Source organism: Streptomyces yaizuensis, from assembly GCF_034961445.1.
Taxonomy (GTDB): domain Bacteria; phylum Actinomycetota; class Actinomycetes; order Streptomycetales; family Streptomycetaceae; genus Streptomyces; species Streptomyces yaizuensis.
On the sequence record NZ_BSBI01000004.1, the window covers coordinates 506,782 to 520,800 of the forward strand.

Here is a 14,019-nt window from a genome sequence, read left to right on the forward strand (position 1 = left end):
CGCTGTTGCCCGTTTCAGAGAGTCAACGACCAGGCTCTTCGGCCGGGAGTGTTCACCAGGGGGTTCACATGAACACGGCTGCGTGGAAGGGGGGTTCACTCATGAACCCCCCTCTCGCACCCCCGCAGCCTGTGTCACGATGAGTGCTCGCGTCGTCGCTGCCCAGAATGGCCGGGGGTATGGAAGTGCCGAACGAGTTACTGATCTCTCTGATGACGGAGGCCGGGGCTTCGAACAAAGGTCTGGCGAAACGGATGCGGGATCTCGCCCACCAGCGAGGTGCTGTTCTGGGCACCACGCATGTCTCCGTCAAGCGGTGGAGTGCCGGGGCGGGTATCCAACCGCAGACGGCGGCGATCCTGCGCGATGTCCTCAGCGACCAGCTCGGCAGGCGGCTCACCCTGGCCGACCTCGGACTCCTCTGCGACCCGGAGCCGCAGGCCGGCCCGGCGCACGGATATCCTGCATCGGCTCAGGAGGCGCTCGCCGCCCTGGATGCCCTGGCGGGCACCGATCCGAATACTATGGTGACCGGCCCGGTGAACGCGACCGACAACGGACTCGACTCGGCGGTCCTGACGTGGATGCTCGCCCGGCCCGACGGGGTCCCGGCCGCAGAGGCTTCGGCTCGCCGGGTCGGCATGCGGGACGTCCACGCGATCCGAACGGCCGGTGGGATGTTCATGAGGCTCGACTTCCTCTACGGCGGAGGCCACGGGCACCGGGCTCTGCGGCACTACTTCCGCCACGAGGTCCTGCCCATGCTCGCCGGCAACCACCGTGAGAGGGTCGGCACCGCTCTGTTCAGTGCCGCAACCGAGATCGCCCAGCTCCTCGCGTGGACCGCCTACGACAGCGGCAAGCACGCTCTGGCCCACCGCTACCTGATCTCGACCCTCCGGCTGACCCAGGTGACAGGAGACCGGATGGCCGGCGCCCGCATCCTGTCGAACCTCAGCCACCAGGCGAATTACCTGGGGCACCACCCCCAGGCCCTCCGCCTCGCCCGCGCCGCGGTCGAAGGCGCGCGCCACCACGCCACACCCCGGGCGATGTCCCTCTACACCGCGATGGAAGCACGGGCCCTCGGGCGCGGCAGCGACGCCGTCGGCGCGGCGCGTGCGATGAACGAGGCCGAGCGCCACTTCGAGCGGGCGGACACCGGGAATGACCCTGGCTGGCTCGCCTACTTCGATGCCGCCGAGCTGCAGGGTGAGCTGGCGCACTGCTTCCGGGACCTGAAGCAGCACCACAAGGCCGTCCGGCACGCCCAGGGCGCCGTCACCGGCACGGACCCGCAGTACGCGCGCACCCTGGGCTTCTGCCGGATGGTTCTCGCCCAGAGCCTGCTGCTGCACGGAGAGCTGGAAGCGGCCCTCGCCACGGCGACGGTGGCGGTCGATGAGGGGGATTCGCTCCAGTCCACCCGGTTCCTGGGCTATGTCACCGGCTTCCAGCAGGAGGTGGACGTCCACGCCGGCCATCCGCGCGTGGCCGTCTTCCACGACCGGGTACGCGAGGCCCTCGCACGGATGGACGAAGAGGATTAGGCGGGCTGCCAGTTCCGGGGCGCAAGATCGTCCCGCAAGGAGGCGATCCGCTGCCGGTACTCAGCCGCCGCCACGGCGTCTTCGGTCACGTTCTGCATGAGCCAGGTCGTCATCCGGAACTCCTGGATACCCCGCAGGAGCTCGTAGCCCGGCCAGCCGTGGAGGTCGCGGCCGTAGGCGTCCACGAAGTCCGCGTACTGCGCCGGTGTCTGCCATCCGAGGCTGTGGTGCTCCACGGCCGTGACCATCAGGTCCCACTCCGGGTGATCGAAGCTGAAGTTCTCGAAGTCGATCAGGACCACCCGCCCTTCGGCGTCGACCATGAGGTTCTGGACATGGGCGTCCCCATGGACCGGCGCCGGGGCCGAGGTGAAGCGCACCGCCTCGAACGCGTCCCGCAGCTGCTGGAGCCGGCGGCGCAGGAACACCCGGTCCTCCCCGGGGATCGCCGCACGCTCGATCCGCAGATCCGTCCGCCCGAACACATCGAACGGAGGCAGCCGGAGCCCTTTCGGCAACGTCAGCGCGTGCAGGGCCCTCAGCATGCCGCCCAGCTCCCCGTAGGATGCCTTCCGGGCGCCTTCGGCGATCAGATGCCAGAAGGTCACCGGATGCCCGGCGACCACGACCGGCTGCTCGACCTCCTCCACCACCCGGGCTGCCGGAAAGCCCTCGACGGCCAGCCAGCGGGAGACCGCGACCTCGTTGGCCACCTGCGGCAGATACTCCTGCGACCGCGCGATCCGCACGATCACCGGCGCACCCGCCAGCCGGAACAGCGCGTTCTCACCGAGCCGGATCAGGGCCGCGCCCCGGCTGTCCAGCCCGGCAGCCCGGCACGCCAGTTCCAGCGGCCGGACGGCGCTCGCGGACGTGAGCCCGGGCCGTGCCCCGCCGACATCGTTCGTCATCCCGGAGTCAACTCCTCTTTCACAGGATCGCGGCCCGTCACACCGACGGTACCCGCGCCGGTGAAACCGACGCCTTGTCCTCCGGCGAAGGCATCCCGGCCACCACCGTCCCGGGGTGGCGGGGATGGCCCGGGCCGCGATGCACCGAGTGGTTCAACTGGCTGACCGGGGCGGGGATCGACAGCCTGGAGGACGTCACCCAGGAGGTGTGCGAGCGCTATCTGGAAGAGCGGCGCTGGAGCGTTCCCGTTCCCGGCAGACCACGGCGCCGCCTGGATCCGGCAACCGTGGCCGAACACGTCCAGGTCCTCCAGCTCCTCGCGCTGTACGGCGAGTTGCTGTCCACCGACCGCTACACGGCCGGGTTCATGCCGTGGAAGGGCAGGACGGCTGCCCGGGTCAGCGGGCGCGCACGGACGGGGAACCGGACACTCCCCGTCCCGGACGCCGTCCTGCAGCCGCTGCTGGCGACCTGTCTCTTCATGGTCGACGTGGTCGGACCGCACTTTGCTGACCTGCTGGACGAGGTCCGCGCGGACACTTCGGTGGCCGGCGCGCTGCCCCGCGTCACGATGACGCGCGTGCCCGGGCTGCGACGGGTCATCGCCGAGATGCGGGCCGCGGGAGAGCCGTTTCCCGCCGTCGGGGAGAAGGAGATGTCGCGTCGCATCAGCCGCTGCGGGGACGGGCCGCTGAGCGCGCTGTGCTGGAGCGGGCTGGCCCGTAGGGTCGGAGCGAACCGGGTCACAGGGGAAGCCCGGGAGGCGGTGCTGCCCCTGCTGGTCGAGGCTGCGGGCGAGCTGGGGTTCCAGCGGCCATGGCCACGGCAGACGGCCGCGGTCGCCCGGCTGAACGACGGGGCGCTCATCCTGTGGACGGCCCCCGTCGCGGCGGACGACCTGCCGACCACGGCAGGCTATGTGGTCACGGCCTGCCTGGTGCTGACGTGCGCGCTGACCGGAATGCGGTCGAGCGAGCTGCTGGAGATCGAGGCGGGCTGCCGTCGGCCGGCGCTGGTCACGCCCGGTGGCGGCAGACGCTTCCGGCTGTCGGGACGGCTGATCAAGGGCCAGAGGTTCGGCGGGGTGCCGGACGAGTGGGTGGTTGTCGAGGAGGCCGACCGTGCCGTCGCCCTCGCCGAGCGGCTGCTGGCCCGGCCGCGGGGGACGGCGCTGTTCCCCTCCGTCGACCTGCCCGACCGGGTGAACAACCTCCGTGACTGGCTGGAACGCACGGGCTACGGGGAGCGCTGGGGGCTTCCCGTCATTCCCAAGGGCCCGGTCAATGCCCGGATGCTGCGGCGGACTCTGGCCCTTTCCATCGCCGAGCGGCCGGGCGGACTGCTGGCGGCGAAGGTGGCTCTGAAGCACATCTCCGTGGCCACAACTGAGGGGTACGCCGCCCGGCCCGGTGGCTCCCAGCGGCTGTTCCACGCCGAGATGAGAGAGGCCGAGGAAGCCCGTCACGTCCAGCTCACCGTCGAGGCGTTCCGCGACGCCCAGGCGGGCATCATGCCCGCCGGACCCGGCGCCACAAGCCTCATCGAGGCATTCAGCCACGTCGATGCCCTGTTGAAGGAGACAGCCCGGACCGACCCGAAGGTCCTCAACGACGACCGCCACCTGGAGAGCCTCCTGCGGAAGCAGGCCAGGACCCTGCACGTCGGCCCGGCCAACTTCTGCTGGTTCCGCGACCCCTCGAAAGCCCTGTGCCTGCGGCTGGCCGGAACCCCGGACGCGAAGAAACCGCTGGTGGGAATGTGTGACTCCGCCCGGTGCCCGCAGGCCACGCACCATCCCTGCCACCGGCCGGCATGGGCCGGGCAGGCCCAGGCCATCGACATCTTCATCGAAAGCCCCCGGGTCACCCAGGGCGAGAAGAAGCGACTGATACCCGAACGCGACCGTGCCCTGCGCGTCGTCGCCGCGATCGACGCCGCCACCGCGGCCGGAGAGGACTAGGCAATGCCCCGGATCACAGAAGAGGACAAGACCCGCAACGAGGCCGCGATACGCGCCGCTATCGAACGGGTCCTGGCCGGGAACCTCCCACCCGGCCACAGGACCGACCTGAAGACCCTCGCCACCCTGGCGGGCGTCACCCGCACCAGCTTCTACCCCAAGAAGAACCACGACGGCACCACCCGCCCCGGCACCTACCAGCACCTGGCCGAAGAGTTCGACCAGCGTGTCCGAGAGCTCCAGGCAACAGGAGCGATGGTCGACCCTCGTGCCGCGCGCATTGAGCGGCTCAAGACTGAGAACGCCGCTCTGAAAACCCGAATCGCGGCCAGGGAGGAGAAGCTGGCGGAGCTGACGGAGTTCAAGACCCTGGCGATCTGCCGGCTGGCCGCTCAGCACGACGAGATCGAACGTCTGCGCAGGCAGGGCGGCGACGGTGGGAACGTTCGCCGACTCCCGGTGCCCACGGTCCCCACCGCGCCGCACGGTTCGTCCGGTTGAGACCTGCCCGTCTTCCGGCCCATCCGTTGCTGCGGAGGAGCCGGTAGACAGGGAGTCTTGCCCCGCCGCCTGACAGCGGCGGGGCAAGCCGGTGGCCGGTACGGCCGTAGTCCCTGGTCGGTCGATTCTGTCAGCCGTCGATGCCGTAGTAGTCGGCGAGGAACTGGACGATCTCGGTGGTGTGGGGGAGGAGTTGGGGGAGGTGGGCGGTGAGGGCGTTGCGGGTGGCGTTGGCGAGGTCGCCGAGGGATCCGGTGGCGGTGGAGGTGTAGGGGTCGAGGCGTTGGATGAGCTGGTAGTTGCTGGGGATGTCGATGTCGCGGAGTGCCTTGTCCACGGGGGGTGCGTCGGTGGGTGGGACGGGCGGGAGGATGCGGGAGATGTAGGTGACGCGGTGGAGGATGCGCCAGCAGGGGGGTTTGGTGTCGGACTGGCGGGCCTGTCGGAGGGCTGCGGCTGCGGCGTCGTTGCTGTTGGCGAGCCAGGTGGGGTCGGCGACTTTGTTGTAGAAGTCGTCGAAGTGGGTGTTGTCCTGGCCGAGGTAGAAGGTCATGAAGCGGTACGCGTCGACCTTGCCGGGCACCAGGACCGGTTTGCCGGCGTCGTACTGGGGTTTGCCGGCGGTGTCGTACTTCTGGAGGTCGCGGGTGGGGTTGCAGGTGATGTCGAGGCTGTGGGTGCGGGTGGATTCCTTGGAGCTGTGGCGGGTGACGGTCATGCCGCCGCCGATGGAGGCGTCGAACTGGATGCCGGCGCCGACTCCGGCGATTTCGAAGCCGATGTCGACGGAGGCGGTGACGGAGCCGGAGAGGCTGTAGGAGCCGCCGGTGGTCTGGGTGACGACGTCGACGGTGCTGGTGGATTCGGCGAAGAAGCCGCCGTCGGCGGTCCAGACGTAGGTGTTGGCGATGTTGCGGTTGGCGAAGGCGTCCTGGGACTGTGAGGGCGGGTTCTTGTCGGGGGCCGGGGGCAGGGGTCCGGAGAAGGATTCCAGGAGGCGCTGGGCCCGGCCGGCGGTGGGGTCGCTGTCGCCGGTGTCGGTGGAGACGTTGTTGTAGTAGCTCTCCAGCTCCTGGCTCTCGCGCAGGATCCGGCGCTTGAGTGCGTACGCTTCGCGGGGTTTGAAGTAGCTGTAGTCCCCGTACCCGCGTGCGTTCGGGTAGGCGGGGTCGAGGACCTTGCCGTGCTCGTCGAAGCCGACCGCCCCGTCCAGGGTGCCCTGCTTGGTGTACTGGGGGTTGAGGGGGAAGTCGATGATGTTCCAGTCCTTGGGGATGTCCGGGTTCGGGAGCATCCGGTAGGCGACCAGGGCGCCGGAGTGCGCGAGGCGCAGGGCGTAGACGTCGGCGGTCTCGGACTGGACGAGGGCGTAGCCGGTGTTGGCGGGGACGTAGCGTTGACCGATCGCCTGGTTGAGGATGTGGTCTTTGTCTTCCCAGTGGCCGGTGAGGGTGGCGGAGGTGTCGCGTTCGGTGGTGGTGCCCTGGGAGACGGACGTTTCGTCGGTCCAGGCGTTGGAGAATTCCAGGCTGCCGCCGACCTTGGCCCGGACGGTGACCTGGGCCAGCGGTTCGGCGGTGCCGAAGCCCAGCGGCGCGGTCAGCAGCAGGATGTGCTCATCCACCTCCACCCCGGCCGCGAGGTGGAAGGCGGTGTTGACGCTTTTCTCGGTGTCGGAGGAGAGGGTGGAGGTGACGGTCTCGGCCTGGCGGAAGGTGACGCTGGAGCAGCCCTCCGGATCATGAACCGTGGAGGTGAGGTTCTCGGAGGGGACGGGGGGTGCGCCTTCGATGTAGCCGATGAGCTGGGGGTCGTACTGGACCTGGCTGACCCATTCGCTGATCAGGTCGCCGACCTTGTAGCCGGTGGTCAGATGCCAGGTGCCTTCTTTGAGGTGGGTGTAGGCGCGCTTGAGGACTCCGTGGGTTTCCCCGGTGGCCGTGTACTGGACGTCGGCGTACTCGGCGGCGGCGGGCGGGGTGGAGATGAGTTCGTGGAAGGGGGTGCGGACACCGGCGAGGGCGGAGCGGACGGCGGCGGTGTCGGTGGAGACGGGCGCGGTGGAGAGGGTGAGCGGGGGCTGGGTGGTGTCGGTGCCGGGGTCGAGGTTGTTGCTGCGCTGGGACTGGTCCTGGAGGGCGGCGGTCTCGGGGGTGGTGGCGGTGCCGGCGGTCGGGTCGGTGTCGAAGGGCCAGTAGGCGAGGAGATCCTGTTTGTCGCCCTTGAGGCGGGTGAAGAGGCTGTCGAGGATCTGCTCGGGGGTGCGGGCGGTGCGCCACAGGCGCACTTCTTCGAGGCTGCCGGTGTAGAAGTCGCCGAAGGTGCCGTTGGTCTTGAGGGCGCCGAGGGTGAGCTGGTCGTCGCCCCAGCCGCCGAGGGGGCTGGTGGTGGGGGTGTCGGTGGGGATCGGCTGGCCGTTGCGGTAGAGGGTGAAGGTGGCCGCGCGGGGGTCGGGGTCGGTGGTCCAGCGGGCGCCGCGGAGTTTGAGGTCGTAGCCCCCTATGGGGTCGGCGGTGGTGTTGCCGGTGTTCTCCTCGAAGGTCCAGCGGGCGATCAGACCTTCGTCGCGGAGCTGGATCGGAGTGCCGAGCTGGGTGGTGTCACGGGCCTTGGCCCAGATCCGCACCTCGCCGATGGTCCCGGTGAGGGGGGCGATGGCGGTGCCCTCGCGGACGCGTCCGATTTCCAGTGGGCCGTCGTTGCCGCGCGGGCCGGGGCCGGTGTAGCGGCCGGTGCCGGCTGCGGTGCCGTCGATGGTGAAGGTGATGTCGTCCCAGGTCTTGGTGTCGACGCGGTCGACGACATCGACGCTCTGGGTGTGGTCCTTGCCGTCCGCGTCTTTGTAGGTGATGTCCTTGGGGCTTTTGATCTCCTCGGTGGACTTGCCGGCCTTGCGGACGACGGCGAGCCGGTGGAATCCCGTGGTGACCGCCGTGGTGGAGGTAAAGCGTTTGATGACGGAGTCGGGCTCCTCGAAGGCGAACTCCAGCTTTCCGTCCGGGCGGATGGAGAACTGGTACGGGACGCTGCCGCCGCTGCCGTCCGCGAGCCGCCCCTTGGAGATGAGGCCCTGGCGGGCGCCGATGGTGTCGATGGCGGCGAAGACCTCGATGGTCAGGTCCTCGGTGAGGTCCAGGGCGTCGGCGTCCGGGGTCTCCGCCCACGAGGAGCCGTCGAACCGCAGCCCCCATGACTGCTCGTACACCGCCGCCAGGTGGGCCCACTCTCCGCAGGGGTAGCTCTCGCGCCCTGCACGCACCTTGTCGCCGACGGCGGCCTGGACGCGGTAGGTCGTGAGGGCGGAGGCCACTGCTGTCGGGTCGTTGCCCCAGACGCCGCCGTGGTGGTTGTTGGCGCTGATGTCGGCGAATCGGGGCTGACCGTCGGCGGACGTGGTGCTGGGACGGTTCTTGTCGTAGATCCAGGCGCCGGTCAGACCGGGTTCTCCCGGGGTGGCCCGGCGGAAGCGGTCGATCTCGGTGTCCGCGGCGGATCGCGCTGTGCTCCAGGTCCGCAGCTCCGCGAGCCGGCCGGAGAAGAAGGTGGCGGAACCGCCGCTGTCGGTGCGGCCGACGATGAGCTGGGGGATGCGGGCGGGGGGTGCGGTGGCGGTGCGGCGGGCGACCTCGACCCCGTCACGGTGGATGACCTGGTCAAGGGTGGTGTGGTTGAACGTGACGGCCCAGTGGTGCCATGTGCCGTCGGTGGTGGCGGTAGTGGTGGTGAGGAGCTCGGCGGCGCTGTCCTTGCCGAAGCCGAAGCTGAAGTTCCCCTCCGGGGTGAATCCGATCGTCAGCCCGCTGGTGCCGTCCGCGACGATGGTGTCGACGGTGGTCCGCTCGGCGGTGCGCTGGAGCCAGCACTCGATCGTGAAGTCCGTCTGGGCCGGGACGGCGCTGCCGATCAGCAGGGCGTCGTTGACGCCGTCCAGGAGCATGCCGCCCGGCACCGGGTCTCCGGGGATCAGAGTGAGTGCCGTCCGGGTCTGCCCGCGGTTGAGCTGGAGGATCCGGGCGCGGGCGCCGGGAAGCGTGGCGGGGTTGATCCACACCTCGGTGCTCAGATCCCCGGCCGGGGTGGTGACCTGGTCCAGCAGGCCGTCGGGGAGGGCGAGGAACTGGGTTTTCCCGTCGAAGGCGAAAGCGCGGCCCGGGGAGTCGGCCCGCCAGCGGGAGCCGTGGCCGGTGACCCGTACCGCGGCGGTGCCATTGGGTATGGCGGCATCGACTGTGGCCGCGCTGACCGTGACCCATTGCGAACCCCCGGCAAGTGAGGCTCCGGGGCGGGAGGCGGTGGCCAGGGAGATGTCGTAGGGGACCAGGGACACGATCGCCCCCGCCGCCTCGCTCGACGGTTCGACGGCCACCGTCACCGTGGTGCCACCCAGGTCCACGGCAGCGGCCACCTGATGGACGGCCTCACCGATCCGCAGATATCCGGCGGCCGGGAGCGCGACGGGGCTGCCGGCGGCGAGGGTGACCGTGGTGCCCTGGACCGAGGCCACCGTTCCCACCGGGACACTTTCACCTGGTATTCCGTTGACAACGGCGGCCAGCACGCGCGCCGACCGCGGCAGCCCGGGGAAGGTTTCACTGTCCTCGCCCCGGGTGATCTTCAGGTCGCACAGCCTGTCGCCGGCCGTGCTGTCCGTGATGCTGATGACCGTTCCGGCGGTCAGGTCCACGCCGGGGTCACGGGCGGTGAACAGGAGTGTCTGCACGCCGCCGGCCAGCTGCTGCACGCCGCGCACGGTGCCGGTGTCGAGGTAGGCGGCGAAGAACTGGCTGTTGGTGCCACGGAAGTAGAGCGCGACCCGGCCGGCCGCCCCGTCCATCAGGAACGGCGCGGTATCGGTGCGCGCGAACTTCAGCAGCCCCCCGGCGCAGCTCAGACCGCTGGCGTCGACACTGATGGGGGTCTGGGACAGGGCGAGGTCGGCGGTACCGATGAGACTCGCGCTCATCCGGTTCAGCTCGCCCTGGGCCAGCTTGATCTCCGACTTCAGGGCGACCACCCGCGGGTCGGGCCCCACAGCCTTCTTCACCGCAGTGATGACCACGGCGTCGGATTCGTTGGGGACCTTCGTGGAGTTGCCGAAACTCAGCCAGCTGTCGTCAGGGGCGTACTGCAGGCGGAAACTAGATGGAAAGGAGCCCTTGACGTACCAGCGGGCGGATTCGGGAACGGGATCGGTGAGCACATTCTGTGTGTTGAAGTCTCCTCTGTCCCCCGTACCCAGCGTGTAGAGGCCGAAGTCTGTGGGGAAGACCACGGCTACACAGGGGTTGCCGTAGCGTCCGGTTACCTCCGGGATGGGCATCAGCCACCACGAGCCGCCTGTTTCGTTCGCGCTCAGCCACCAGTAGCGTGAGTCAAGGTTCGGACCCATGGATGCAAGGTTGAGGCCCCGTCCCAGCCCGAGGGTCACGTACCAGAGCTTCGAACCGTCGCCGTCGTCCGGGAACTCTGCGTCCAGCGGGGCGTCGGCCGTCAGGTCCGCGATGGTCTGCTCCAGCGCGGTCAGCTGCTGTTCCAGCTTCCCGATGAGTTCCTGCTGGGCGGTGACCTTGTCGATACTCTGTTCCTGGGCCAGGCCCAGCTCCGTCAGGGTGACCACGTCGGGGATGTCCGCGAGCCGACCGTCGATCCCGACGCCGAAGTCGACGCTCGCGAGATACGCCTCGGCCGCCGCGTCCCCGGCGGGGCGGGTGGCGAACGCGAGCAGGACCCGGGCCTGGCGTTTGACGGGCTGGACATCGGCGCGGTAGCCGGAGGCGGCGTCCTCCTGCTGGTAGTAGAGGGTCGCCGCGAGGCCGGACACGATGTCGCGGCCGTCGACGGTGAAGCTGTCACGGCGCACCCCGGGGTGGTCACCGAGCGGGGCGAGGGAGGTCACCCACTGCGGGCCGCTCTCCAGGGTGGCGTGGGCGGCGGTGTCGGTCTGGTCGTAGGCGGTGGTGCCGCTGCCCTCGTCGAAGCGGTAGTAGGCCACCAGGCCGGGCTCGTTGCCGATCAGCCGGTAGGCACTGCTGTCGGTGATCTCGCTCTGGCCGCGTGCCCGGTTCCAGATCCGCACCTCGTCGATGGTCCCGCTGTAGAACGGACCGCCCGCCTTGGCCCCGATGTGCAGGAGCGCCGACTCGTCACCGGAGGCCGGGAGGGCCTTGCTGCCGCTGGAGACTCCGTCGATGTAGAGGGTGGCGGCGGTGCCGTCGAACGAGGCGGCGATATGCGCCCACGTGTCCGCCGAGATGGTCCGGTCGGAGGTGAGGGTGCCGCCGCTGTGGTCGAGGACCACCTTGCCGGTATCGGTGATCCGCAGTTGAAAGCCGCCCTGGCTCGCGGTGCCGGACCACCGGGCGACCACCGGGCCGCCCGCCGCCCGCGGCCGGACCCACGCCTCCACCGCGTAGGCCCCGCCGTGGAACTTCAGCGCGGGCGCCTCCCCCGCGTTCAGATAATTGTTGACGCCGTCGAACTGGAGCGCGGTCTCGGCGTGCCGGGTGTCGGGGACCAGCGGGACCAGAGCCTTGCCGGTGAACGGGCAGATCCCGGGCGCCCGCTCGTACACCGACCCCCGGTACTTCGGATCGGGGCTGGTCCAGTAGCGGCTGCCCTGCGTGTTGAACAACCCGTCAGGGTCCTGCTCGACATTGAAAGCGTCGACCCGGCCCGTGGCGCTGTTGTGGGCGAAGAACTGCCACCGCCGCTGCCCCTGCACCGCCGTCGGCGTCAGAACAGCGGTGAACCGGCCCCCGGACAGATTCCGGATCAGGTCCAGCTCCTGCGTCGGCTCGAAGAACGGCTTCCCGTCCATGTCGGCCGGCCCGAGGCTGTCCTTCTCCGACGCCGGGCGCGTCTTGTGCCGGCTCCGCTTGAACCGCACCTCCGCCACCTGCTTCAACTGGCTGCCCACCAGCAGGAACCGGTCGCACAACAGCGTCCCGTCCACCACCGGCACCGGCGTGCCGCCCGACTTCACCACACCCGCCCCGGTGCCGTTCCCGGTGGAGCCGATGCCGTCGGAGAGCGCGAACACCGCACCCTGCTGCCCCGCGCCGACAGCCTGCCGCAGCACCACCACATGCGAGCCGTCGGAGATCACCTGGAACGGGGCGCCGGGCGCGGTCAGCCGCGCGGTGGAGGACAGGAACGGGTCCGTCTCCTCCGGGGTGAGGACCTCCGCAGGTCCGGCCTCGGTCCGGCTGCTCTTCTTCACCACCGGCATCGCGGTCGCGCCGGCCACCGCGTAGCCGACCTTCACCACCTCGCCGGGGAACGGTAACTCGGCCGGGTTCTCCGACCAGTACGCGACATCCAACTCCCCCTTCTTCTCGTCATAGGCGGACAGACCCAGGACCGAGTAAACGATCCTGCGCGCGTCATCGACCGCGAACGCGATCACCGTCCCCTGATGCCGCACCATCGTCGTATGGGTGTAGGTGCGGTCGCTGTAGATCTTCACCAGACTCTGATCAGCCGTGCTCATGAGCCATCCCTCGGGCAGGCCGCCCCCTGCGAGGCAAGGCGCGGGGCAGGTGGGTGGAGCAAACGCCGGAGCGAGGAACCGCACCCTCCGCCACAGCGTCAGCGGGCTCACCCGCCGCACCCGGGCGTGCGCGACGTTGTGCCGCCACGCCTCGCGGCGCCGCCCGGCCCGGTACAGGTCGGCCAGATACGCCGCGGACGCCGCCAGGACCACGTCCCCGCCCTCGCCGGTGAAATACACACCCCCCGCACGGCCGACGAAGTCCAGCTGGGCCCGCTTGATGGCCGCAGTGGCCGTGTACAGCGTCGGCTCGTCCGTCACCGGCACCGCCCCCGGATCCTCCAGCCCCGCGTACAGCACGATGTCCCCGCCACCGCGGAACACGTGATGCCGAACACCCGCCACCGCCTTCGCAGTACGCCGCGCGTAAGCCAGGTCGTCGTCACGCATCCGCGGATCGGCATGGGTGACGGCGTCCACCACCGCCCCACGTTCGGCGGCAAGACAGACCAGGGCCGTGGAGTCCAGGCCCCGCGAGGTCCGCCGCGACCGGCCGCCCGTCCAGCCGGACGGCCACCGCGTCCTCAAGAGCCGCCGCCACCCCGCGCGCACCCTCGGCCATGCTCACCGCATCCACGTCCGGCTCGAAGCGGGTCACGGACACCCGGTCCGCAGTGAGACAGAGCAGAAACCCGGGGGGAACACGCCGAACCTGCGCGTACAGGCTCCGCTCGGGCAGGATGCCGTGCACGCCGAGGGCGAGGCGCGCGGCGAGCAAAACCCGGTCCACCCCGCTACCGTCCAGCCGGGCCAGCGGCCCGGCCGCGGTCGACCACCAGGCACCACCGCCGAACGGCCTCCAGTACACCGGATACTGACCGGCCAGATCACCGATCACCACGGTCGTCCCACCGCGGGCCGCCACCACCAGATAGGACCCGGCCCAGCGGGTCAGGGCGCGCCACCGGCCCGCCTCCACATCGGCCAGAGCACGCTCCAGCCCGGCCGGCGAAGCACCGCACCGTCCGACGACCGCGACCCCGAGTCCCGGCGCCTTTGCCGTCCGCACGTCACCGGCGGGCCACCCGCTCGCCCACACCCCCCTCACTCCGGGGACCCGACGGCCGTCCGCCGGAGCTCTGTCCGCCCGCCCTGTGCCTGCCCATCCCGTGCACCATCGCACCACCGGCACCTCCCACGCCCTCGTCACGCCTCACCAAAAAGGGGGAGGGTGCCGGGACCATCGGTCCCGGCACCCGAACCCGGACCGTTCACGGTCCGGCGACCATCCAGGTCAGACCGCGGAGACGCCCGGGGTCTTCTGCCGGTACTCGGTGTTGTCCTGGATGTCGAACCCGTTCCTGCCCAGGGTCACCGCCCGCACCAGGCCGGCGTCGAACACCCCCGGCACCTCACGGACAGCGGCGGACCCCGCCACGAGAACAGAGCGGACGGCCACCTCGGGGTCGTCCCGACGGACAAAAGCACTGACGGACATGACATCCTCCCAACGGAAATCACATGCCGGATCGGCAGCCGCACCCCGCTCCGCCATCCGGCGAGAAGCCACGGGACGCGGCGTGGACTCCACCGTCACCGACCCCACC

Annotated in this window: 7 protein-coding genes; 3 read left to right on the top strand and 4 right to left on the bottom strand. The window is 70.1% G+C overall.

From position 1 onward, the window contains the following. The first annotated feature begins 179 nt into the window (after window positions 1-179). Window positions 180-1,550, top strand: a complete 1,371-nt coding sequence (locus SYYSPA8_RS13085; RefSeq protein WP_323447272.1) for a sporulation protein — start codon at window positions 180-182, stop codon at window positions 1,548-1,550. Here SYYSPA8_RS13085 and SYYSPA8_RS13090 read toward each other — a convergent pair. Then, the gene (locus tag SYYSPA8_RS13090; protein WP_323447273.1) at window positions 1,547-2,461 is read right to left on the bottom strand and encodes a phosphotransferase family protein; all 915 of its coding nucleotides are present in this window, start codon (window positions 2,459-2,461) and stop codon (window positions 1,547-1,549) included. The genes SYYSPA8_RS13085 and SYYSPA8_RS13090 overlap by 4 nt on opposite strands. 74 nt (window positions 2,462-2,535) lie before the next feature. On the opposite strand from SYYSPA8_RS13090, the gene SYYSPA8_RS13095 reads away from it, so the two are divergent. Further along, window positions 2,536-4,422, top strand: coding sequence for an integrase (locus SYYSPA8_RS13095; RefSeq protein ID WP_323447274.1), 1,887 nt, complete (start codon window positions 2,536-2,538; stop codon window positions 4,420-4,422). A 3-nt stretch (window positions 4,423-4,425) separates the two neighbouring features. Then, window positions 4,426-4,923 carry a hypothetical protein gene (locus SYYSPA8_RS13100; RefSeq protein WP_323447275.1) on the top strand — a complete coding sequence of 166 codons (498 nt, stop codon included), beginning with the start codon at window positions 4,426-4,428 and terminating at the stop codon, window positions 4,921-4,923. Between the two features lie 130 nt (window positions 4,924-5,053). Here the strand turns inward: SYYSPA8_RS13100 and SYYSPA8_RS13105 are convergent, their stop codons facing one another. The 3 genes from SYYSPA8_RS13105 to SYYSPA8_RS13115 all read right to left on the bottom strand — a co-directional run bounded on the left by SYYSPA8_RS13105 (window position 5,054) and on the right by SYYSPA8_RS13115 (window position 13,910). Further along, entirely contained in the window at window positions 5,054-12,895 is a 7,842-nt protein-coding gene (locus tag SYYSPA8_RS13105; protein ID WP_323447276.1) for a LamG domain-containing protein, read from the bottom strand. Further along, window positions 12,855-13,391, bottom strand: a complete 537-nt coding sequence (locus SYYSPA8_RS13110) for a hypothetical protein (RefSeq protein WP_323447277.1) — start codon at window positions 13,389-13,391, stop codon at window positions 12,855-12,857. Before SYYSPA8_RS13110 ends, SYYSPA8_RS13105 begins: the two co-directional genes overlap by 41 nt. Window positions 13,392-13,706: 315 nt before the next feature. Next, complete coding sequence (locus tag SYYSPA8_RS13115) at window positions 13,707-13,910, bottom strand: hypothetical protein (RefSeq protein ID WP_323447278.1); 204 nt, start codon at window positions 13,908-13,910, stop codon at window positions 13,707-13,709. Window positions 13,911-14,019 lie beyond the last annotated feature (109 nt).

Bases quoted from the DNA above. Each gene is read 5' to 3' on its own strand.
- SYYSPA8_RS13090 (WP_323447273.1), bottom strand. From the start codon at position 2,461: ATGACGAACGATGTCGGCGGGGCACGGCCCGGGCTCACGTCCGCGAGC.
- SYYSPA8_RS13100 (WP_323447275.1), top strand. From the start codon at position 4,426: ATGCCCCGGATCACAGAAGAGGACAAGACCCGCAACGAGGCCGCGATA.
- SYYSPA8_RS13085 (WP_323447272.1), top strand. From the start codon at position 180: ATGGAAGTGCCGAACGAGTTACTGATCTCTCTGATGACGGAGGCCGGG.
- SYYSPA8_RS13115 (WP_323447278.1), bottom strand. From the start codon at position 13,910: ATGTCCGTCAGTGCTTTTGTCCGTCGGGACGACCCCGAGGTGGCCGTC.